This window comes from Nocardioides sp. cx-169 (assembly GCF_021083605.1).
Classification (GTDB): Bacteria; Actinomycetota; Actinomycetes; order Propionibacteriales; family Nocardioidaceae; genus Nocardioides.
Genome location: NZ_JAJNRO010000003.1, coordinates 182,077 through 201,440, shown reverse-complemented (window position 1 = coordinate 201,440; position 19,364 = coordinate 182,077). Strand labels below are relative to the sequence as shown.

Below are 19,364 nucleotides of genomic sequence, written 5' to 3'. Positions count from 1 at the left end.
TCACTCAACGGTCGTCGGGACCGTGATGTCGCCGGACCTGATCTGGGCGGCGAACTCGTCGACCGCGGCGATGGTCTCCTCGGAGAGCAGGTCGCCCGAGGTCGAGTACCCCACCCCGTCCGTCGAGAGGTCGAAGCGACGCTCCCCCGCCTCCACGGACCCGTCGGCGACGGACTCGATGAAGGTCTGGACGCCGACGTCGACGCGCTTGAGCATCGAGCTGACGATGACCTCGTTCAGCGGCGGCTCGGTGGTGTCGTACTGGTCGCTGTCGACGCCGATCACCTTGGCCCCGGCGCCGTTCGCGGCGTCGAAGACGCCCGCGTTCGAGCCGCCGGCGGCCGCGAAGATGATGTCGACGCCCGAGTCGTACTGCCCGTTGGCCGACTCCTTGCCCCGCGTCGGGTCGTTGAAGCCCGCGAAGTCCGGCGGCTGGGTCAGGTACGACGTGCTGACGTCGACCTCCGGGTTCGCCGCCTCGGCGCCGGCGAGGAAGCCCGCCTCGAACTCGTTGATCAGCGGCGTGTCGACGCCGCCGATGAAGCCGACCTTGCCGCTCTCCGACTCCAGGGCGGCGACCGCGCCGACGAGGAAGGAGCCCTCGTTGGCAGCGAAGGTCAGAGCCGCGACGTTGGGCTGATCGACGGTCGCGTCGTCGACGATGGCGAACCAGGTGTCGGGATACTTCGGCGCGACCTCGTTGAGCGCGGTGGCGTAGAGATAGCCGACGGTCACCACCGGGTCGGCGCCGCTCTGCGCGAGCAGCTCCAGCCGCGCCGCGCGGTCCTCGTCGGTGTCGGTCTCCTTGGCCGTCGACTCGGTGACCTCGGCGCCCTGCGCGTCGGCCGCGGCCTTCGCGCCGGCGTACGCAAGGTCGTTGAAGCCCCCGTCCCCGCGACCGCCGAGGTCGTAGGCCACCGCCACGGTGCCGCCCGCTCCGGGGCCCGCGCCGCCGGTCTCGTCGCTCGCCGACTCCTCGTCGCCGCCGCCACAGGCGCCGAGCGCCAAGGACGCCACAGCGACCAGCGCCGCCGTCCGGATCAATGCCTTCATGCTGCTGCTCCTGAGGAGTCGAGGCAGCCGCACGTTCCCGGATCGTGAGCCGCTGCTGGGTGGACAGCGGCCAGTCTTGGGGGCAGCGAGAGGGTCGACAACCCAAGTCTGCAAGAGGAAACCGAGGTTTAACGGGCCGGAGACAACACCCGGCACACAGGGACAGCGCGGTCCGGCTCAGCCGAGTCGACGGACCGGCTCCCCCGCGCGCCAGGTGGCGATGTCCTCGACGCCCTGGGAGAAGAACGTGCGGTAGTTGGCCTCGGTGACGTAGCCGAGGTGCGGGGTGGCCAGCACCTGCGGCATCGAGCGCAGCGCGTGGTCGAGGGGCAGCGGCTCCTCGTCGAAGACGTCGAGACCGGCCCCCGCGAGCCGCCCGCCGCGCAGCGCGTCCAGCAGCGCTCCGGTGTCGACCAGACCGGCGCGGGAGGTGTTGACGAGCAGGGCGTGCGGACGGAGCGCGGCGAGCTCGGCGACGCCGACCAACCCGCGCGTGGACTGCGAGAGGACCAGGTGCAGGGTGACCACGTCGGCGGCCGCCATCAGCGCGGACAGGCTCTCGGCGCGGGTCGCGCCCGCCTCGGCGGCGCGCTCGTCGCTCAGGTGCGGGCTCCAGGCGACGACCTCCATGCCGAACGTCTGACCGACCTGCGCCACCCGGCTCCCGATCTTGCCCAGCCCGACCACGCCCAGGGTCGCGCCCCCCAGGTCGCGGCCGACGGTGAGCTGCCACGGCCCGCCCGCACGCAACGACGCCGCCTCGCGCTCGAGGTGGCGCGCCAGCCCCAGGATGAGCGCCCAGGTGAGCTCGGCCGCCGGCGCCGGGCTGCTCGCCGTACCGCACACGACGACGCCGCGCTCGACGCAGGCCGCCAGGTCGATCGAGGCGTTGCGCATGCCGCTGGTGACCACCAGACGCAGGTCCGGCAGTCGCTCGAGCAGCTCGCGTGTCAGCGGGGTGCGCTCGCGCATCACCATCGCGATCTCGGCACCCGACAGCGCGTCGAGGAGAGCCTCACCCTCGAGGTGCTCGGTCACCGGGGCGACCACCACGTCGCCGAGCACCGACCAGTCGGCGTACGACGTCGCGACGCCCTGGTAGTCGTCGAGGATCACGCAGCGCATCCGCTGAGCCTGCCAGGTCGGGGTGGGGTGGGGGCCGCGACCGTGAGTTTCACCGGGTGCCCGGTGAAACTCACGCCTCCCGTATGAAGTTTCGTAGGGAAGGCGCCAGTTTCACCGGGTGCCCGGTGAAACTCACGCAGGCGAACCTGCACCGCAAAGGCGGACGGCCGTCACCACGAGGGGTGACGGCCGTCCGGCATACGTGAGAAGGGAGGCCTCAGGCCTGGCCCTCGTCCTCCGCCGCGACGTTGCGGGTGCGGTTGGGGTCGACCTGGACGCCGGGGCCCATGGTCGTGGAGACCGTGACCTTGCGCAGGTAGCGGCCCTTGGAGCTGGCCGGCTTGAGCCGCAGCACCTCCTCGAGGGCGGCGGCGTAGTTCTCGGCCAGCTGGGCCTCGGAGAACGACGCCTTGCCGATGATGAAGTGCAGGTTGGCGTGGCGGTCGACGCGGAACTCGATCTTGCCGCCCTTGATGTCCGAGACGGCCTTGGCGACGTCGGGCGTCACGGTGCCGGTCTTGGGGTTGGGCATGAGGCCGCGGGGGCCGAGCACGCGGCCGAGGCGGCCGACCTTGCCCATCATGTCCGGAGTCGCGACGACGGCGTCGAAGTCGAGCCACCCGCCGTTGACCTTCTCGATCAGCTCGTCGCCACCGACGACGTCGGCGCCGGCCTCGCGGGCCGCGTCGGCCTTGTCGCCGTTGGCGAACACCAGGACGCGGGCGGTCTTGCCGGTGCCGTGCGGGAGGTTGACCGTCCCGCGAACCATCTGGTCGGCCTTGCGGGGGTCCACGCCGAGGCGCATGACGACGTCGACGGTCTCGTCGAACTTCTTCTTGCTGGCGGACTTGGCGATCTTGATCGCGGTCAGCGGGGCGTAGAGCTCGTCCTTGTCGAACGTGTCTGCCGCCGCGCGGTAGGTCTTGCTGCGCTGCATGTCTGGTTCTCTCGATTCTTTCGGTGCCAGTCGTGGTCAGGTGAGCCAGCGCGGCTCTGCCACAGGTGCGGTCGTGCCTCGTGCCGGCCCTCGCGGGCTCAGCCTCGGGGCTCTGTCAGTCGGTGGTGACGCCCATGGAGCGGGCGGTGCCCTCGACGATCTTCATCGCGGCGTCCAGGTCGTTGGCGTTGAGGTCGGGCAGCTTGGTCTGCGCGATCTCGCGGATCTGGTCCTTGCTGAGCTTGCCGACCTTCTCCTTGTGCGGGACGCCCGAGCCCTTCTTCAGGCCGGCGGCCTTCTTGATCAGCTCGGCGGCCGGCGGGGTCTTCGTGATGAAGGTGAAGGACCGGTCCTCGTAGATGGTGATCTCCACGGGGATGACGTTGCCGCGCATGGACTCGGTCTGGGCGTTGTACGCCTTGCAGAAGTCCATGATGTTGACGCCGTGCGGACCGAGCGCGGTACCGACCGGCGGGGCCGGGGTCGCGGCACCGGCCTGCAGCTGCACCTTGACCAGCGCAGCGATCTTCTTCTTGGGAGGCATCTGTTCTGTTCTCTTCCTGTTCTGTGGTCATGACGAGGACGTCCGGCGTCCTCTGCCACTTGCTGTTCTGAGCAGCCGCACCATTCTGCGCCGTTCGCGGCGAATGGGGAAATCTGCGGCCCTCTGGTGGTACGTCGTGCGTGCTGGTGGTGCGGTGGTGCTGTTCAGATGAGGTACCGAGCCCCGGGTCGGTCTCGGATCAGACCCGCTGAATTTGAGAGAAGCTGAGCTCGACGGGGGTCTCACGACCGAAGATCTCGACCAGGGCCTTGACCCGCTGGGCCTCCGCGTTGATCTCGGTGATCGTGGCGTGCAGCGTGGCGAACGGTCCGTCGACGACCATGACCGAGTCGGAGATGTCGAAGTCGGCGACCTCGACCTGCTTCTTCGCGGTGGCGGCGCCGCCCTTGGCGGGGGTGCCGGCGGCGACGGCCTCGGCCTCGGCCCGGGCAAGGACGCTCGGGGCGAGCATGTTCTCGACCTCGGACATGCTCAGCGGCACCGGCTGGTGGCTGTGGCCCACGAATCCGGTGACGGACGGCGTGTGGCGTACGGCGGACCAGGACTCGTCGGTCAGGTCCATGCGGACGAGCACGTAGCCGGGCAACGAGGGCTTGGTGCGGGTGCGGCGCTGGCCGTTCTTGATCTCGACGACGTCCTCGATCGGGACCACGATCTCGTGGATGTAGTCCTCCATGTTCAAGGAGATGATGCGGTTCTCCAGGTTGGACTTCACCCGGTTCTCCATGCCGGAGTAGGTGTGGACCACGAACCAGTCCCCCGGCTTGGCCCACAGCTCGCGGCGGAAGGCCTCCAACGGGTCCTCGTCCTCGTCCTCGGCGGCGTCCTGGTCCTCGGCGGTGTCCGCCTCGGCGTCGTCGCTCTCGTCGCTCTCGTCACCCTCGGCGACCGGCTCGTCCGTGGCCTCGAGGTCGGTGGCGGCGTCGTCGGAGGCCGCCTCGTCGGGCGCCTCGGGGCTCTCGTCCGCGGCCTCGTCGACGACGGGGGTCGCCTCGGCGTCCGCCGGCGTCTCCTCGGTCTCGACCTGCTCGTACTGCTCCGACACGTGTTGCTCCATCACATTGCTTGTCGTGTTGCTGGGGGTGGTCCGGGTCCCCGGCCCGCCCGGACCGTGGTCACGGGGCGCCGGGAGGGGGTCAGCCGTCGCCGCCGGCGAAGACGGCGAGCGCGAGCTTGCCCAGGCCGAGGTCGAGGGCCGAGATCAGCACCATCATGAAGATCACGAAGATCATGACGACGAAGAAGTACGTGACCAGCTGCTCCTGGGTGGGGTAGACCACCTTGCGGAGCTCGGCCACGACCTGCCGGTAGAACGTCGGGAGGCTGGTGCGCTTGTCGGTCCTGGTGTCGCGGTTGCGGGAACCGCCGCCGACTGCCTTGCTGTCCGACACGCTCTCACCTCTCTCTGTCGTCCTGACGGGTGCTTCTGGTGATCGTTCCTGCTACGCAGGGCACGAGGGACTTGAACCCCCAACCTTCGGTTTTGGAGACCGATGCTCTGCCAGTTGAGCTAGTGCCCTTCGCGGAGGCCCACGCTGCGCACCCTCGAGATCCGGGCGCGCGACAACATGTGGGAATCCACCAAACGTGGAGTCTACGGTGCGGGTGTTGATCGCGTCCAAACGACTCCGACCACCCCCCGGATCTCGGATGTCGGTCCCGGGGGTGCGCCTCTACGATGACAGACATGTCTGACTCGTCCGCTGCCCCGTCCTCCACCCCCACCTCGTCGACCACCGAGTCGCCCGTGGGCACCAACCCGCGCGAGCGCCGGGTGTCGCGCCGGATCGGCGCGATCGCCGAGTCCGCCACGCTCAAGGTGGACGCCAGGGCGAAGGCGCTCAAGGCCGAGGGGCGGCCGGTGATCGGCTTCGGGGCCGGCGAACCGGACTTCCCCACGCCCGACTACATCGTGGAGGCGGCCGCGGAGGCCTGCCGCGACCCGCGCAACCACCGCTACACCCCGGCCGGCGGGCTGCCGGAGCTGAAGAAGGCCATCGTCGCCAAGACCCGCCGCGACAGCGGGTTGGAGATCGAGGCCAACCAGGTGCTCGTCACCAACGGTGGCAAGCAGGCCATCTACGCCGCGTTCGCGGCGATGATCGACCCCGGCGACGAGGTGATCGTGCCGGCGCCGTACTGGACGACGTACCCGGAGGCGATCCAGCTCGCCGGGGGCGTGGCGGTCGAGGTGCTCGCCGACGAGACCCAGGACTACAAAGTCACCGTCGAGCAGCTGGAGGCCGCCCGCACCAAGCACACCAAGGTGCTGTTGTTCGTCTCCCCGTCGAACCCGACCGGCGCCGTCTACAGCTCCGAGGAGATCCGCGCCATCGGCCAGTGGGTCGAGGACCACGACCTGTGGGTCCTGACCGACGAGATCTACGAGCACCTCGTCTACGACGACGCCGACACCGGGTCGATGCCGGTCCTGTGCCCGTTCCTGCAGGACAACTGTGTCGTCGTCAACGGGGTCGCGAAGACCTACGCCATGACCGGCTGGCGCGTCGGCTGGATGATCGGCCCCGCGGACCTGGTGAAGGCAGCCACCAACCTGCAGTCGCACGCCACCTCCAACGTCGCCAACGTCTCCCAACGCGCGGCCATCGCCGCCCTCGAGGGGGACCTGACTGCCGTCGACGAGATGAAGGCGGCCTTCGACCGCCGGCGCCACAAGATCGTGTCGATGCTCAACGAGATCGACGGCGTCGTCTGCCCGATGCCCGGCGGCGCGTTCTACGCCTACCCGTCGGTCAAGGGCCTGCTCGGCAAGGAGTACGGCGGTCAGGTCATCGAGACCTCCGCCGACCTGGCCGGCTACATCCTGGACGCCGCCGAGGTGGCGGTCGTCCCGGGCGAGGCCTTCGGCTCCCCCGGCTACCTGCGGCTCTCCTATGCGCTCGGCGACGACGACCTCGTCGAGGGCCTCTCGCGCCTGCAGAAGCTGTTCGCTTGAGGGATCTCCACGCCCTCCCCAAGGCGCACCTGCACCTGCACTTCACGGGGTCGATGCGGCACAGCACGCTGCTCGAGCTGGCCGGGCGCGACGGCATCGCCCTGCCCGAGTCCCTGGTCTCGCAGTGGCCCCCGCGGCTGAGCGCGGCCGACGAGAAGGGCTGGTTCCGTTTCCAGCGGCTCTACGACGTGGCGCGCTCGGTGCTGCGCACCGAGGCCGACGTACGGCGCCTGGTCCGGGAGGCGGCAGAGGACGACGTGGCCGACGGGGGGCGGTGGCTGGAGATCCAGGTCGACCCGAGCGGCTACGCCGCGCGCTTCGGCGGGATCACCGCCTTCACCGACCTCGTCCTGGACGCCGTGCGCGACGCCTCGCAGCGCACCGGCCTCGGGATCGCGGTCGTGATCGCCGCCAACCGCACCCGGCACCCGCTCGACGCGCGCACCCTGGCGCGTCTGGCCGCGCAGTACGTCGGGCGCGGCGTCGTGGGCTTCGGGCTCTCCAACGACGAGCGGCGCGGCCGCACGGCCGACTTCGCGGGGGCTTTCGCGATCGCGGAGCGGGCCGGGCTGCTCCTGGCCCCGCACGGCGGGGAGCTGCTCGGGCCCGACTCGATCCGCACCGTCCTGGACTCCCTGCACGCCGACCGACTGGGCCACGGGGTGCGCTCGGCAGAGGACCCGGCCCTGCTCGAGCGCATCGTCGAGGCCGGCGTGGCGCTGGAGGTGTGCCCGGTGAGCAACGTGGCACTGGGCGTCTACAGCGACCTGACCTCAGTGCCGCTGCCGACCCTGCTCGAGGCCGGCGCCACCGTGGCGCTCGGCGCCGACGACCCGCTGCTGTTCGGCTCCCGCCTCGCCGGCCAGTACGCCACGATGCGCGCGGCCCACGAGCTCACTGACGAGGACCTCGCCGAGCTGGCGCGGATGTCGGTGCGGGCCTCGAGGGCGCCCGACGACGTGCGCGCCGCGGTCCTGGCCGACATCGACGCCTGGCTGGCCTGACCACCCGCTGTTTGCGCGCTCCGTCCCCTGGGAAGATCCTCCGTGTGACCAACCAGGGGCCGGACGACTCGGACCAGACGCAGCCCTTCGCCTCACCCTCCGGCCCGGAGCAGCCCAGCGCGCCGCAGTGGCCGACGTACGGTCAGCCCAGCGAGCCGACCCCGGAGCCGCCGGCCACGGCGCCTCCCCCGTCCTACGGCGCGCCCGGACCGCCGCACCCCTACCTGCAGCAGCCCTACGGCCAGCCGCCGTACCCGCCGAACTTCGTCGGCTACGGCCAGCCGGTGCCGGGCTACAGCTACGCACAGCCCCTGGGCCAGGCCACGACGTCGATGGTGCTCGGCATCATCGGGATCGTCTCGATCCTCCTCACGCCGATGTGCTGCCTGACCTTCCCCGGCGTCTTCGTCGGTCCGTTCGCGATCTGGACCGGCGCGAGCGCCAGGCGCACGATCGACCGCAACCCGGGGGCCTACACCAACCGCGGTCAGGCCGTCGCCGGCTTCATCACCGGCATCGTCGCCACGGTGCTGGCGGTGCTGGCCGTCATCGTGGTCGTGGCGTTCGTGGGGATGACCGACTGGACCTCGTCCTACGACGGCCGCTACTAGAGCGCGCAGCCCACGAGCACCGGCTCGTTGACCAGCGTGATGCCGAAGCGGGCGGCGACGCCGTCGCGCACCTCGCGGGCGAGCTCGAGCAGCTCGCCGGTGGTCGCGCCGCCGCGGTTGGTGAGGGCCAGCGGGTGCTTGCCGGACAGGGCGACCGTCCTGGTCCCGTGTCCCTTGGCGAAGCCGGCGTGCTCGATGAGCCAGGCCGCGCTGGTCTTGACCCCGCCGTCGACCGGCCAGGCGGGCGCACCGTCGGGGATCTCGGCCGGGGCGACCACGGGGTTGGTGAAGAACGACCCCGCGCTCCAGGTGTCGTGATCATCGACGTCGAGGACCATCCCCTTGGCCCGGCGCAGGCGCAGCACCGCCTCGCGGACGTCGGCCAGGGGCGCGCGGCGACCCACCTCGACGCCGAGGGTGCGCGCGAGCTCGGCGTAGGCCACGGGCGCCCCGAGCGAGCCCTGGGCGAGCTGGAACGTCACGTCGAGCACCACGTGGCGCCCAGGGTCGGCCTTGAACCGGGAGTGGCGGTAGCCGAAGCGGCACTCGGCGTTGGCGAAGGTGCGCACCCCGCGCAGGGTCCGGTCCCACACCCGCACGGAGGCGACCGTCTGGGCGACCTCCTGGCCGTAGGCGCCGACGTTCTGGATCGGGGTGGCTCCCACCGCGCCGGGGATGCCGGAGAGTGCCTCCACGCCCACCCAGCCGCGTTCGACGGCGGTCGCGACCAGCCCGTCCCAGGACTCCCCGGCCGCCACGGTGACCAGCACCCCTCCGCACGAGGCGTCGGTCTCCCCCTCGGGCACGTCGGGGTCGATCCCGCGCGTCGCGACGTGCACCACGACCCCGGGGAAACCCTCGTCGGCGACGACCAGGTTGCTGCCGCCGCCGAGGACCAGCACCGGCTCGCCGGCCGCGTCCGCGGCGGAGACGGCCTCGACCAGCTCGGCCTCGGTGGTGGCCGTGACGAAGCGCCCGGCCGGCCCGCCCAGGCGCAGCGTTGTGAGGTCGCGCAGGTCAGGCACGGACCACGGCCTTGGGCATCCCCAGGACCTTCTGGCCACCGCACGTCACGGTGAGCGCGACCGTCGTCAGCCCGTCCTCGGTGCCCTTCACCTCGCCGGCGACCTCCAGCTCGACCCCGCCCTCGGCGGGTACGACGACCGGGTTGGTGAACTTGCAGCCGAAGCTGACCACCTGGGCGCCGGGGAACCAGCCGTCGACCGCGCGGGCGGCGAGCGCCATGGTGTACATGCCGTGGGCGATCACGCCCGGCAGCCCCACACCGAGCGCGACCGCCTCGTCCTGGTGGATCGGGTTGTGGTCGCCGCTGGCCTCGGCATAGCGGACCAGGTCGGCGCGGGTGATCGTGAAGGTCCGGGTCTCGAGCGTCATGCCTCGGCCCCCCGGTGGACCAGGGTGGCCGACGTGCGGCAGACGACCGCGCCCATCACGTCCGAGATCTCGCTGGTGGTCCCGATGATGTCGTTGCCGCCGATCTGGCGCAGGGTCGCGACGGTCAGGGTCGCGCTGAGCACGTCGCCGGGCAGGACGGCCCGCTCGTAGGCGAACCTCTGCTCGCCGTGGACGATGCGGAACAGATCGATGCGCTCGGCCTCGAGGAAGGCGTTCATGGCGTCGAAGGCCAGGACGATCGGGAACGTCGCGGGCGCCGGCCCTCCGGCGTACTCACCGCCGGTGGCGGCGACGAAGTCCCGGACCTTCTCCTCGGTGACCTCGTAGCGTGGGGTCGGCGGGAAGGTGCGGCCGACGAGGGACTGGTCGACTGGCATGGCTCGAATCTAGCGTCCCCGAAATGCATTCGACCCGCCGCGGGTCAGCGGCGGGTCGAACGGAGGCATGAGGTTCAGCGGGTCTCGCGGTGCGCCTTGTGCGTGCGGCACCGAGGGCAGAACTTCGCCAGCTCCAACCGGTCGGGGTCGTTGCGGCGGTTCTTCTTGGTGATGTAGTTGCGCTCCTTGCAGTCCACGCACGCGAGCGTGATCTTGGGGCGAACGTCGGAGCTCTTGCTGGCCACGGGAAGTCCTTTGTCGTATTCAGTCGTCTTGCGTAGCGGGGGCGGGACTCGAACCCGCGACACCACGATTATGAGCCGTGTGCTCTAACCACCTGAGCTACCCCGCCATGGGGAAGGGATCAGGCTCATCAGAGCCTACCCAGAGCCCCTTTACGGAATCGAACCGTAGACCTTCTCCTTACCATGGAGACGCTCTGCCGACTGAGCTAAAGGGGCAACGACGGAGAACGATACACAGGGGGGTCACGGTTGGAGAAATCGGTCCCGCCCTCCCGCCGTCGGCCCGATCTCAGCCCTGGATCCGAGCCCATGGGCGGGCCTGTTCCAGCTCGTAGGACAGCCCCAGCAAGGTGGCCTCCCGGCCGGCCCCGGCACCGAACATGACCCCCAGCGGGAGCCCCTCCGCGGTGGTCGCCAGGGGCAGCGAGACCGCCGGGTCGCCGGTGGCGTTCTGCAGCGGCGTGAAGGCCACCCAGTCCAGGAGCCGCCCCATGATCGTGTCGTAGTCGCGGGTCGGGTCGAGGTGGCCCACCTGCGGCGTTCCCGTAGCGAGCGTAGGGGTCAGCAGGACGTCGTACTGGCCGAAGAAGGCCTCGGAGTGGGCCCGGGTCCGCCGCAGCCGGCGGATGGCGCGCGGCAGCCGGTGCAGGTTGCGGCGACAGTGCCGGTCCAGGCCCAGGGTGAGGTTGTCGAGGTTCTGCGGGGCCCAGCTCCGGCCGTGGGTACGGCGGCCGGTGCGGACCAGGAACATCGCCAGCATCGACCAGTAGAGCAGGAAGTCATCGCGGAACGTATCCGGCACCATCATCGCCTCGACGGGCTCGACGTGGTGGCCCAGGTCCTCGAGCAGCGCGGCGACGCCCTCAGTGAGGGCGGTCACCTCCGCGTCGGCGGAGACCCCCATGCCGGTGGTGTTGAGGGCCACCCGCAGCCGGCGCTTGCCGGGTCGCGTGATGTCACCGATGGGCGGGAGATGCAGGGCGCGGTAGACCGTCTCGGCCTCCCGGAGGAACGCCGCGGTATCGCGCACCGAGCGGGTCAGGACGCCGTCGGACACGATCCGGATCGGCATGTCGCGCGCCAGCTTGTCCTGCGCCAGCCGGTCGCGGGTCGGCTTCAGCCCGACCAGGCCGTTGACCGCCGCGGGGATCCGGATCGAGCCGCCGCCGTCGTTGGCGTGGGCCAACGGCACGGCCCCCGCCGCGACCAGGGCCGCCGACCCGGCCGACGACGCACCGGCCACGTGGTCGGTCGACCACGGCGAGCGCACCGCCCCGAGCCGCGGATGCTCGGCCGCGGCCGAGAAGCCGTACTCGGAGAGCTGGGTCTTGCCCAGCGGCAGCAGGCCGGTGGCGAGGTACATGCGCGCGAAGTCGCCGTCCGCGGCCTGCGGCCGACCGACGTAGGAGTCGGTGCCCTGCTGGGTCGGCATCCCCGCCACGTCGACGTTGTCCTTGACGAAGGTCGGCACGCCGGCGAAGTAGCCGGCGCGTGGGGCGCGCGCCTCGGCGCGCGCGCGGTCGTAGGCGCGGAAGGCGACCGCGTTGAGGTCGGGGTCGACCCGCTCCACCCGCGCGATCGCGGCCTCCACCACCTCCGGCACCGACACGGCGCCCTGATGCAGCGCCTCGACGAGCCCGACCGCGTCGAGCTCCCCCAGCGCGTCGTCGGTGAAGGTGTGCACGCGGTTCATGGCAGCAACCTAGCGGCGGGGTGGTGGCTGGTGAGTTTCACCGGGCGCCCGGTGAAACTCACGCCTCCCCGACAAAGTTTCGTACCGGAAGCATGAGATTCACCGGGTGCCCGGTGAATCTCGAGGTCCCTGAGGCCCTCACCGGCCGGCGGGCGGCTAGAGCAGGACGGCGAGCAGGAGCGGGAGCAGGATGCCCATGGCGAGGGCGGTGAGGCCCATGGAGAGGCCGGCGAAGGCGCCCTCGGTCTCGTGGGCGGCGAGCATGCGGGAGGCGCCGATGCCGTGGGAGACGGCGCCCTGGGCGAGGCCGCGGGCGCGGTGGTCGCGCACGCGGAGCACGTCCAGGACGGCGGGGCCGGCGACGGAGCCGAGGATGCCGGCGAGGATGGCCAGGACCGCCGCGAGTGCGGCGATGCCGCCGTTGCTCTCGGCCAGGGCGATCGCGACGGGGGTGGTGGCCGCCTTGGGGGCGGTCGTGCGCTCGAGCAGCTCGTCACCGCCGAAGGCCCGCACGAGCAGGACCGCGCTGGCGATCGACACCGCGGCGCCGAGCGGGATGGCGACCAGCATCGGCACGAGGAAGCCACGCAGCCGGTGGGCCTGGCGGTGCAGCGGGATGGCGAGCGCGACCGTGGCCGGCCCCAGCCAGAACACGAGTACGTCGGTCCCGTCGCGGTACTCGGCGTAGTCGACGTCCAGCAGCACGACCGCCGCCGCGACGAGAACGATCGCGACGAGCACCGGCTGGGCGAGGGCGTGCCCGCCGGTGCGATCGCGGACCTCACGCCCGATCCGGTAGGCGACCAGGGTCAGCAGGAGGGCGAAGACGGGCGAGTGGACCAGCCACTCGCGGGTCTCGCTCACGAGGCGCTCCGCTGGGGCAGCCAGCGCTCCAGGAGCACGGTCGCCCAGCCCACGACGACCAGCCCGGCGAGCCAAGACCCGGCCAGCGCCACGGCGATCGGCAGGGCCTGGTCGCGGATCGTGGCGGCGTAGGCGACAACCCCGACACCGGCGGGGATGAAGAAGAGCTGCAGGTGGCGCAGGAGCCCCAGGCCGGCCCGCACGACGTTCGCGTCGTCGCGGACCTCACGCACCCGCAGCAGCACGAACAGCACCAGCATCCCGACCACGGGGCCCGGCACGGGCACGTCGAGGAGCCGGACGGCCACCTCGCCGACGAGCTGGCAGGCCAGGAGCCAGGTGAGCCCGGTGATCATGCGGCACCACGGCGGTGACAGCCCACCAGGTGCGGGTCGAAGAGGCCGACGGCCTCGCTCAGGGCGTACATCGTCTTCGGGCCGACGAACGCGAAGCCGCGACTCTTGAGCGCCTTGGACAAAGCCACCGACTCGGGCGAGGTGGTCGCCAGCTCCTCGGTCGTCTCCGGTGCGGGCGGCACCTCGGGTCGGAAGCCCAGCACGAACGCCTCGAGGCCCTCGGACTCGCGCAGGGCCACGGTGGCCCGCGCGTTGGTCAGCGCGGCCTGGATCTTCAGCCGGTTGCGCACGATGCGCGGCTCGGCCATGAGGCGCTCGACGTCGCGCTGGTCGAAGGCGGCGATCGCGTCGGCGTCGAAGCCGTGGAAGACCTCGCGGAACGCCTCGCGCTTGTGCAGGATCGTCGACCAGGACAGTCCGGACTGGAACGCCTCGAGGGTCAGGCGCTCGAGGTAGGCGGCCTCCCCGTGCACCGGGTTGCCCCACTCCGTGTCGTGGTAGTCGCGCATGAGGCCCGGGCCGCCCGCCCACGGGCAGCGCAGCACGCCGTCCTCACCCTGCACCGGTCCCATGCCGGGCATCCTCCCATCGGGTGCCGACGGGTCAGCGGCGCTCTCGCAGCCTGGCGTTGGGCAGTGACGGCGCCGGAATGGGCGGCAGGTGCTCGCCGACCACGACGCCGAAGCGCCCGTCGCGGACCAGCTGCCCGTCGCGCACCACCCGCTGCCCGGGGCCGGCCTCCTCGCGCAGCCCGCCGGCCGCGCCCGGATCGGCGGGCTCGCCGGCCTCGTCGGCGATCTGCGCCTGCCACTGCGCGCGGAAGCCGACGATCTCCTCGTGGCTGCGCCCGACGAAGTTCCACCACATCACGATCGGCTCGCCGAACGGCGGCCCGCCCAGCAGCAGCACCCGCCCCGGCTCGTCGTACGACCTGAGCCTCAAGGACGCCGACCCGGGCGCTACGAAGGCCAGGTCACCGCGCTCCGCGGTCGTGCCGGCGACCTCGAGCCGACCGCGGTCGACCAGCACCCCGAGCTCGAAGGCCGGGTCCACGTCGAGGTCAAGGGTGACCCCCGGGTCGAGCAACAGCTCGGCGCCCAGCAGCGGCGTCGCGGTCGGCACCGGCGAGGTGTCGCCCAGGAGCGAGCCGAGAAGGACGCGCGCCTCCCAGCCGGTGCCCGTGAGCAGCGGCGGTGCATGGTGGGCGAAGCCCGGGGCGACGTCGCGGGCACCGTCGGGCAGCGCCACCCACAGCTGGGCGCCGTGCAGCTCGCGCGTCTGCGGGGTGGAGACCTCGGAGTGGCTGATGCCGCGCCCGGCGGTCATCAGGTTGACCTCGCCGGGGCGCACCATGGCGTGGTTGCCGGCGCTGTCGCGGTGCTCGATCTCGCCGGTGAAGAGCCAGCTCACGGTCTGCAGACCGGTGTGGGGATGCGGCGGCACCGACATGCCGCCCGTGTCGGCGACGTCGTCTGGGCCGTAGTGGTCGACGAAGCACCACGCGCCGATCAGGGAGCGCTCACGCTGCGGCAGGGTGCGCCGCACCGTCATCGCCCGGGGGCCGCCCAGCGGCACCTCACGCGGAGTCAGCAGCTGCACCCGGTCCCGGTCCACGTCCCCCAGTCTGCCGGAGGGTCAAGAGAGCTGGGGCGGCTCGACGTAGCGCTTGGTCTCGTCGCCTCTGGTGAACCGGTGCGCGTCGCTCGACTGCACCACCCCCGTGCGGCCGCCGCTGGACGGCTCGAGCCGCACGATCACCGACTTGTACGCCGGCTGGTTGCTGCCCTCCGCGGTGTGCTCGAGCGCCACCAGCGGGTTGGTCTCCGGGTAGTAGGCCGCGGCGCAGCCGCGCGGCTGGTCGTAGGCGACGACCCGGAAGGTCGGCACCTGCCGCACCGAGCCGTCCTCCCATTCGCTGACGATGTCGACGAAGTCGCCCTCCTCGAAGCCGAGCCCGGTGATGTCGTCGCGGTGCATGAAGATCACGCGCCGGCCGCCCTCGATGCCGCGGTAGCGGTCGCTGAGGCCGTAGATCGTGGTGTTGAACTGGTCGTGAGAGCGGATCGTCTGCAGCACCAGCCGGCCCTCGGGCACCTGGAGCACCTCGAGCGGGCTGACCTGGAACAGCGCCTTGCCGGCGTCGTTGGGGAAGGTCCGGGTGTCGCGGGGCGGGTGCGGCAGCACGAAGCCGCCGGGCTGGCTCGCCTTCTCGTCGTAGGCGGCACACCCCGGCACCACCCGCGAGATCGAGCGGCGGATCTGCCCGTAGTCGGCGCGGAAGTCCGCCCACGGGACCGGGCTGGACTGGCCCAGCGTCGCCAGCGCGAGCGAGCAGACGATGTCGACCTCCGAGCGCAGGTGCGGCGACGCCGGCTTGAGCGGGCCGTGGGAGGTGTGCACCGACGACATCGAGTCCTCGACGGTGACCTTCTGCAGGCGGCCGCCGGTCTGGTCGCGCTCGCTGCGCCCCATCGCCGGCAGGATCAGCGCCTCACGACCGTGTACGACGTGGGAGCGGTTCAGCTTGGTGGAGACCTGGACGGTCAGCGCCGCCGAGCGCAGCGCGTCCTCGGTGACGGAGGTGTCGGGCGCGGCGGAGACGAAGTTGCCGCCGAGGCCCATGAAGAACCGCGCGTCGCCTTGCGCCAGCGCCTTGATCGAGGCGACGGTGTCGAGGCCGTGCTCGCGCGGGGGGTCGAAGTCGAACTCGGCCTGCAACCGGTCCAGGAAGTGGTCGGGGACCCGCTCCCAGATGCCCATGGTGCGGTCGCCCTGGACGTTGGAGTGACCACGCACCGGGCACAGGCCGGCGCCCGGCTTGCCGATGTTGCCCTGGAGCAGCGCGACGTTGACGATCTCCTTCACCGTCGCCACGGCGTTGTGGTGCTGGGTGATGCCCATCGCCCAGCAGATGACGGTCTTGGACGACGACTGGAACATCCGCGCGGCCGCCTCGATCTCCTCGCGGGGCAAGGCGGTGGACGCGAGCACCTTGTCCCAGTCGAGGGCGCCGAGCGCCGCGGCGTACTCCTCGAAGCCGGCGGTGTGCTGGTCGATGAAGTCCCGGTCCACGCAGCCCCACTCCAGCAGCAGGGAGCCGATCGCCTGGAGCAGCGCGAGGTCGCCGTTGGTGCGGATCTGGAGGTACAGGTCGGCCAGGCCGGTGCCGGGGCCGAGCAAGCCGCGCGGGGTCTGCGGGTTCTTGAACCGCACCAGCCCGGTCTCCTTGAGCGGGTTGACCGCGATGATCCTGGCGCCGTTCTGCTTGGCGATCTCGAGTGCCTGCAGCATTCGCGGGTGGTTGGTGCCGGGGTTCTGGCCCATGATCACGATCAGCTCCGCGCCGTGGATGTCGTCCAGCGTGACCGACCCCTTGCCGATGCCGATCGACTCGGCCAGACCGACCGAGGTCGACTCGTGGCACATGTTGGAGCAGTCCGGCAGGTTGTTGGTGCCGTAGGAGCGCGCGAAGAGCTGGTAGAGGTACGCGGCCTCGTTGGAGACCTTGCCCGAGGTGTAGAAGATCGCCTGGTCGGGCTCGATGGCGCGCAGGTGGTCGGCCATCAGGGCGTACGCGTCGTCCCAGGAGATCGGCTCGTAGTGGGTGCCGCCGGCGCGCAGCACCATCGGCTCGATCACCCGGCCCTGCTGGTTGAGCCAGTAGTCGGTGCGCTCGGCCAGCTCCGCGACCGGGTGGGCGGCGAAGAACTCGCGCCCGATCAGGTCGCGCGTCGCCTCGTCGGCGACCGCCTTCACGCCGTTCTCGCAGAACTCCGCGGTGTGCCGGTGCTCCGGACTCGGATCGGGCCAGGCACAGCCCTGGCAGTCGAACCCATCGGTCTGGTTGAGCTTGAGCAGCGTCCGCGCCGAGCGGACTACGCCCATGTGGCCCACGGCCCGCTTCAGCGCCACGCCCACGGCGGTGACGCCGGCGGCCGCGTGCGACGGCCCGCCGGCCTCGACGTGGGCCTCGTTGATCTCGTGCTCTCGTGACCTTCGACCCATAGTGCGCCAGTACCCATCTGCCAAGGGGCGATCCTCCGGATCCTGAGGATCCGTCCGGCCCTGTCCGGGCGGTGCACCCCAGGCTAGCTTGGGCCTACCCACGCTGCGTCCGACGTGGCGCCGGCTCTGAGAAGGAACGCCGATGTCGACCTACGGACCCCCTGAGGGCACACCCCCAGAGCCACCCGAGCGGCCACCCGGCCCGCCCCCCGCGCAGCCCCCCGGCGGGTACGGCGCGCCCGCGCTCGGCGCCTCCGGATGGGACGTCGGCAGCGCCCTGCGCTACGGGTGGGAGAAGTTCCGGGCGAACGTGGGGGCGGTGATCGTCGCCGCGATCGCGATCGTGGTGGCCGTCGGGGTCGTCCAGGGGGCCGGCTACCTCGTGCGCGACGCCATGGGCTGCCGGGGGACGTCGTATGAGGACTGCGGCGGCTACGTGAGCCTGGCGAGCCTGGTCTCGCTGCTCTTCAGCGCCCTGTCCTTCGTGGTCGCGCAGATCATCAGCGCCGGCGTGATCCGTGGCGGCCTGGACCTCACCGAGGGGCGGCGGTTCACCCCGGCCACCGTCATCTCCCCGCATCACCTGCCCCAGGTCGTCGTCGCCTCGATCCTCATCGGGGTCCTCACGACCGTGGGGCTCCTGCTGTGCCTCCTGCCGGGCATCGTCTTCAGCTTCGCGAGCCAGTACACGCTGTACTTCATCGTCGACAAGGGCATGGGCCCCTGGCAGGCGATCAAGGCCAGCATCCACCTGGTCCGCACCAACCTCGCCGACACCCTGGTCTGGTACATCGTCGGCGGCGTCGTCGCCTTCCTCGGCTTCCTCGTCTGCCTCGTCGGCGCCATCGTCAGCGTCCCGGTCGTGCTCATCGGCACGGCCTACACCTACAAGGTGCTCACCCGCCAGCCGGTCGCTCCCTAGCTCACTGGCTCTCTGCTCCACGGCCGGCCCGGTCGCTCGCCCAGCTCCACGCGTACGCCGGGTCCTCCGCCTCGAGCGCGGCCTCGCCGAGGTCGAGGGGGGCGAAGGTGTCGACCATGACCGCCGACTCGTCGAATCGCTCCGCGCCCAGCGAGGCCTCGATGGCCGAGGGCTGCGGGCCGTGGGCGTAGCCGCCAGGGTGCAGCGAGATCGAGCCGAGCCCGATCCCGGAGCCCTTGCGGGCCTCGTAGTCGCCGCCGACGTAGAACATGACCTCGTCGCTGTCGACGTTGGAGTGGTAGTACGGCACCGGGACCGAGAGCGGGTGGTAGTCGACCTTGCGGGGCAGGAAGTTGCAGACCACGAAGCGGTGTCCCTCGAAGACCTGATGCACCGGCGGCGGCTGGTGGATCTTGCCGGTGATCGGCATGAAGTCCTCGACGTTGAAGGTGTAGGGGTACAGGCAGCCGTCCCAGCCCACCACGTCGAAGGGGTGGCTGGCATAGGTCATCCGGGTGCCGACCACCCGCCCACCGGCCCGGTGCTTCACCAGCACCTCGACGTCCTCGCCCTCGACGAGCAGCGGGGAGGTGGGGCCGTAGAGGTCTCGCTCGGAGTACGGCGCATGCTCCAGCAGCTGGCCGTAGCGCGAGAGGTAGCGCTTCGGCGGCGCGATGTGGCTGTTCGACTCGATCGCGTAGAGCCGGCTCGGCTCGGCCGGCACCCAGCGGTGCGTCGTCGCGCGGGGGACGACGACGTAGTCGCCGGTGCGGTAGTCGACCGACCCGAAGACGGTCTGCACCGTGCCGGAGCCGGACTCGACGAAGACGCACTCGTCCCCGGTGCCGTTGCGGTAGAGCGCCGAGGCGCTCGTGCCGGTGACGGCGTAGGCGATCCGGACGTCGGCGTTGCCCAGCACCAGGCGGCGACCGGTCACGGCGCAGTCGCCGGTCTGGAGAGCGTGCAGGCGCAGATGGCGCGGCTTGAGCGGATGGTTGGGGGCGGTGCCCTGGTCGGGCAGCTCCCAGAGCTCGCTCGCGACTATCGCCGAGGGCACGCCGCGGTGGTAGAGCAGCGCGGAGTCCGAGGAGAAGCCCTCCTCCCCCATCAGCTCCTCGTAGTACAGGCGCCCCTCGAGGTCGCGGAACTGGATGTGCCGCTTGGGCGGCACCTCGCCGACCTGCCGGTAGTACGCCACGGGGACTCCAGTCGTCGAAGAGGATGTTCGGTCAGCG

The 19,364-nt window shown here is 71.3% G+C and carries 21 protein-coding genes and 3 tRNA genes; 4 read left to right on the top strand and 20 right to left on the bottom strand.

Features of this window, described 5'->3' with window-relative positions:
- The 7 genes from LRP67_RS05495 to LRP67_RS05465 form a co-directional block, all read right to left on the bottom strand.
- On the bottom strand, positions 1 to 1,053 hold the full coding sequence (locus LRP67_RS05495) for a BMP family protein (protein WP_231269172.1): 1,053 nt from the start codon (positions 1,051 to 1,053) through the stop codon (positions 1 to 3).
- Between the two features lie 177 nt (positions 1,054 to 1,230).
- Positions 1,231 to 2,178: a D-2-hydroxyacid dehydrogenase family protein gene (locus LRP67_RS05490; protein WP_231269171.1), complete on the bottom strand. Its 948-nt coding sequence runs from the start codon at positions 2,176 to 2,178 to the stop codon at positions 1,231 to 1,233.
- A 217-nt stretch (positions 2,179 to 2,395) separates the two neighbouring features.
- Positions 2,396 to 3,115 carry a 50S ribosomal protein L1 gene (gene rplA, locus LRP67_RS05485; RefSeq protein WP_231269170.1) on the bottom strand — a complete coding sequence of 240 codons (720 nt, stop codon included), beginning with the start codon at positions 3,113 to 3,115 and terminating at the stop codon, positions 2,396 to 2,398.
- Between the two features lie 115 nt (positions 3,116 to 3,230).
- Positions 3,231 to 3,659: a 50S ribosomal protein L11 gene (gene rplK, locus LRP67_RS05480; protein ID WP_231241571.1), complete on the bottom strand. Its 429-nt coding sequence runs from the start codon at positions 3,657 to 3,659 to the stop codon at positions 3,231 to 3,233.
- Positions 3,660 to 3,858: 199 nt separating this feature from the next.
- On the bottom strand, positions 3,859 to 4,737 hold the full coding sequence (gene nusG / locus LRP67_RS05475; protein WP_231269169.1) for a transcription termination/antitermination protein NusG: 879 nt from the start codon (positions 4,735 to 4,737) through the stop codon (positions 3,859 to 3,861).
- 79 nt (positions 4,738 to 4,816) lie between these two features.
- Positions 4,817 to 5,071, bottom strand: a complete 255-nt coding sequence (gene secE / locus LRP67_RS05470) for a preprotein translocase subunit SecE (protein ID WP_231269168.1) — start codon at positions 5,069 to 5,071, stop codon at positions 4,817 to 4,819.
- Between the two features lie 56 nt (positions 5,072 to 5,127).
- Positions 5,128 to 5,200: transfer RNA gene (locus LRP67_RS05465), tRNA-Trp, on the bottom strand.
- 167 nt (positions 5,201 to 5,367) lie between these two features.
- Between LRP67_RS05465 and LRP67_RS05460 the strand changes: the two genes are divergently transcribed.
- The 3 genes from LRP67_RS05460 to LRP67_RS21780 are packed head-to-tail and all read left to right on the top strand — an operon-like array spanning position 5,368 to position 8,251.
- Complete coding sequence (locus tag LRP67_RS05460) at positions 5,368 to 6,636, top strand: pyridoxal phosphate-dependent aminotransferase (protein WP_231269167.1); 1,269 nt, start codon at positions 5,368 to 5,370, stop codon at positions 6,634 to 6,636.
- Positions 6,633 to 7,640 (top strand): adenosine deaminase, encoded by a 1,008-nt coding sequence (locus tag LRP67_RS05455; protein WP_231269166.1) that lies wholly within the window; start codon positions 6,633 to 6,635, stop codon positions 7,638 to 7,640. The genes LRP67_RS05460 and LRP67_RS05455 overlap by 4 nt, the downstream gene beginning before the upstream one ends.
- A gap of 44 nt (positions 7,641 to 7,684) precedes the next feature.
- A complete protein-coding gene (locus tag LRP67_RS21780; protein ID WP_231269165.1) occupies positions 7,685 to 8,251 on the top strand; it encodes a DUF4190 domain-containing protein in 567 nt (188 codons plus the stop codon).
- Here LRP67_RS21780 and LRP67_RS05445 read toward each other — a convergent pair.
- From LRP67_RS05445 to LRP67_RS05390, 12 genes are all read right to left on the bottom strand, one after another.
- Positions 8,248 to 9,276, bottom strand: a complete 1,029-nt coding sequence (locus LRP67_RS05445; RefSeq protein ID WP_231269164.1) for a UDP-N-acetylmuramate dehydrogenase — start codon at positions 9,274 to 9,276, stop codon at positions 8,248 to 8,250. The genes LRP67_RS21780 and LRP67_RS05445 overlap by 4 nt on opposite strands.
- Positions 9,269 to 9,646 carry a MaoC/PaaZ C-terminal domain-containing protein gene (locus tag LRP67_RS05440; RefSeq protein WP_231269163.1) on the bottom strand — a complete coding sequence of 126 codons (378 nt, stop codon included), beginning with the start codon at positions 9,644 to 9,646 and terminating at the stop codon, positions 9,269 to 9,271. The genes LRP67_RS05445 and LRP67_RS05440 overlap by 8 nt, the downstream gene beginning before the upstream one ends.
- Positions 9,643 to 10,044 carry a MaoC family dehydratase N-terminal domain-containing protein gene (locus LRP67_RS05435; protein WP_231269162.1) on the bottom strand — a complete coding sequence of 134 codons (402 nt, stop codon included), beginning with the start codon at positions 10,042 to 10,044 and terminating at the stop codon, positions 9,643 to 9,645. Before LRP67_RS05435 ends, LRP67_RS05440 begins: the two co-directional genes overlap by 4 nt.
- A 74-nt stretch (positions 10,045 to 10,118) precedes the next feature.
- Complete coding sequence (gene rpmG, locus LRP67_RS05430) at positions 10,119 to 10,289, bottom strand: 50S ribosomal protein L33 (protein ID WP_170259177.1); 171 nt, start codon at positions 10,287 to 10,289, stop codon at positions 10,119 to 10,121.
- Positions 10,290 to 10,322: 33 nt separating this feature from the next.
- Positions 10,323 to 10,396 (bottom strand) — tRNA-Met (locus tag LRP67_RS05425).
- A 36-nt stretch (positions 10,397 to 10,432) separates the two neighbouring features.
- Positions 10,433 to 10,505 (bottom strand) — tRNA-Thr (locus LRP67_RS05420).
- A 73-nt stretch (positions 10,506 to 10,578) separates the two neighbouring features.
- A complete protein-coding gene (locus LRP67_RS05415) occupies positions 10,579 to 11,982 on the bottom strand; it encodes an amidase (protein WP_231269161.1) in 1,404 nt (467 codons plus the stop codon).
- Between the two features lie 156 nt (positions 11,983 to 12,138).
- Positions 12,139 to 12,846: an LrgB family protein gene (locus tag LRP67_RS05410; RefSeq protein WP_231269160.1), complete on the bottom strand. Its 708-nt coding sequence runs from the start codon at positions 12,844 to 12,846 to the stop codon at positions 12,139 to 12,141.
- The gene (locus tag LRP67_RS05405) at positions 12,843 to 13,202 is read right to left on the bottom strand and encodes a CidA/LrgA family protein (RefSeq protein WP_231269159.1); all 360 of its coding nucleotides are present in this window, start codon (positions 13,200 to 13,202) and stop codon (positions 12,843 to 12,845) included. The genes LRP67_RS05410 and LRP67_RS05405 overlap by 4 nt, the downstream gene beginning before the upstream one ends.
- Entirely contained in the window at positions 13,199 to 13,774 is a 576-nt protein-coding gene (locus LRP67_RS05400) for a DNA-3-methyladenine glycosylase I (RefSeq protein ID WP_231269158.1), read from the bottom strand. Before LRP67_RS05400 ends, LRP67_RS05405 begins: the two co-directional genes overlap by 4 nt.
- Before the next feature lie 31 nt (positions 13,775 to 13,805).
- Positions 13,806 to 14,816, bottom strand: a complete 1,011-nt coding sequence (locus tag LRP67_RS05395) for a pirin family protein (RefSeq protein WP_231269157.1) — start codon at positions 14,814 to 14,816, stop codon at positions 13,806 to 13,808.
- A gap of 21 nt (positions 14,817 to 14,837) precedes the next feature.
- Positions 14,838 to 17,207: an FdhF/YdeP family oxidoreductase gene (locus LRP67_RS05390; protein WP_231269156.1), complete on the bottom strand. Its 2,370-nt coding sequence runs from the start codon at positions 17,205 to 17,207 to the stop codon at positions 14,838 to 14,840.
- A gap of 142 nt (positions 17,208 to 17,349) precedes the next feature.
- Here LRP67_RS05390 and LRP67_RS05385 point away from each other — a divergent pair, with 142 nt between their 5' ends.
- On the top strand, positions 17,350 to 18,129 hold the full coding sequence (locus LRP67_RS05385; RefSeq protein WP_231269155.1) for a hypothetical protein: 780 nt from the start codon (positions 17,350 to 17,352) through the stop codon (positions 18,127 to 18,129).
- A gap of 1 nt (position 18,130) precedes the next feature.
- On the opposite strand, the gene LRP67_RS05380 is transcribed toward LRP67_RS05385, so the two are convergent.
- Positions 18,131 to 19,327 (bottom strand): homogentisate 1,2-dioxygenase, encoded by a 1,197-nt coding sequence (locus LRP67_RS05380; protein ID WP_231269154.1) that lies wholly within the window; start codon positions 19,325 to 19,327, stop codon positions 18,131 to 18,133.
- Between the last annotated feature and the right edge of the window lie 37 nt (positions 19,328 to 19,364).

Bases quoted from the DNA above. Each gene is read 5' to 3' on its own strand.
- LRP67_RS05440 (WP_231269163.1), bottom strand. From the start codon at position 9,646: ATGACGCTCGAGACCCGGACCTTCACGATCACCCGCGCCGACCTGGTC.
- LRP67_RS05460 (WP_231269167.1), top strand. From the start codon at position 5,368: ATGTCTGACTCGTCCGCTGCCCCGTCCTCCACCCCCACCTCGTCGACC.
- LRP67_RS05400 (WP_231269158.1), bottom strand. From the start codon at position 13,774: ATGGGACCGGTGCAGGGTGAGGACGGCGTGCTGCGCTGCCCGTGGGCG.
- LRP67_RS05415 (WP_231269161.1), bottom strand. From the start codon at position 11,982: ATGAACCGCGTGCACACCTTCACCGACGACGCGCTGGGGGAGCTCGAC.
- LRP67_RS05385 (WP_231269155.1), top strand. From the start codon at position 17,350: ATGTCGACCTACGGACCCCCTGAGGGCACACCCCCAGAGCCACCCGAG.
- LRP67_RS05390 (WP_231269156.1), bottom strand. From the start codon at position 17,207: ATGGGTCGAAGGTCACGAGAGCACGAGATCAACGAGGCCCACGTCGAG.
- LRP67_RS05495 (WP_231269172.1), bottom strand. From the start codon at position 1,053: ATGAAGGCATTGATCCGGACGGCGGCGCTGGTCGCTGTGGCGTCCTTG.
- LRP67_RS05405 (WP_231269159.1), bottom strand. From the start codon at position 13,202: ATGATCACCGGGCTCACCTGGCTCCTGGCCTGCCAGCTCGTCGGCGAG.
- nusG (WP_231269169.1), bottom strand. From the start codon at position 4,737: ATGGAGCAACACGTGTCGGAGCAGTACGAGCAGGTCGAGACCGAGGAG.
- LRP67_RS05435 (WP_231269162.1), bottom strand. From the start codon at position 10,044: ATGCCAGTCGACCAGTCCCTCGTCGGCCGCACCTTCCCGCCGACCCCA.
- rplA (WP_231269170.1), bottom strand. From the start codon at position 3,115: ATGCAGCGCAGCAAGACCTACCGCGCGGCGGCAGACACGTTCGACAAG.
- rplK (WP_231241571.1), bottom strand. From the start codon at position 3,659: ATGCCTCCCAAGAAGAAGATCGCTGCGCTGGTCAAGGTGCAGCTGCAG.
- LRP67_RS05490 (WP_231269171.1), bottom strand. From the start codon at position 2,178: ATGCGCTGCGTGATCCTCGACGACTACCAGGGCGTCGCGACGTCGTAC.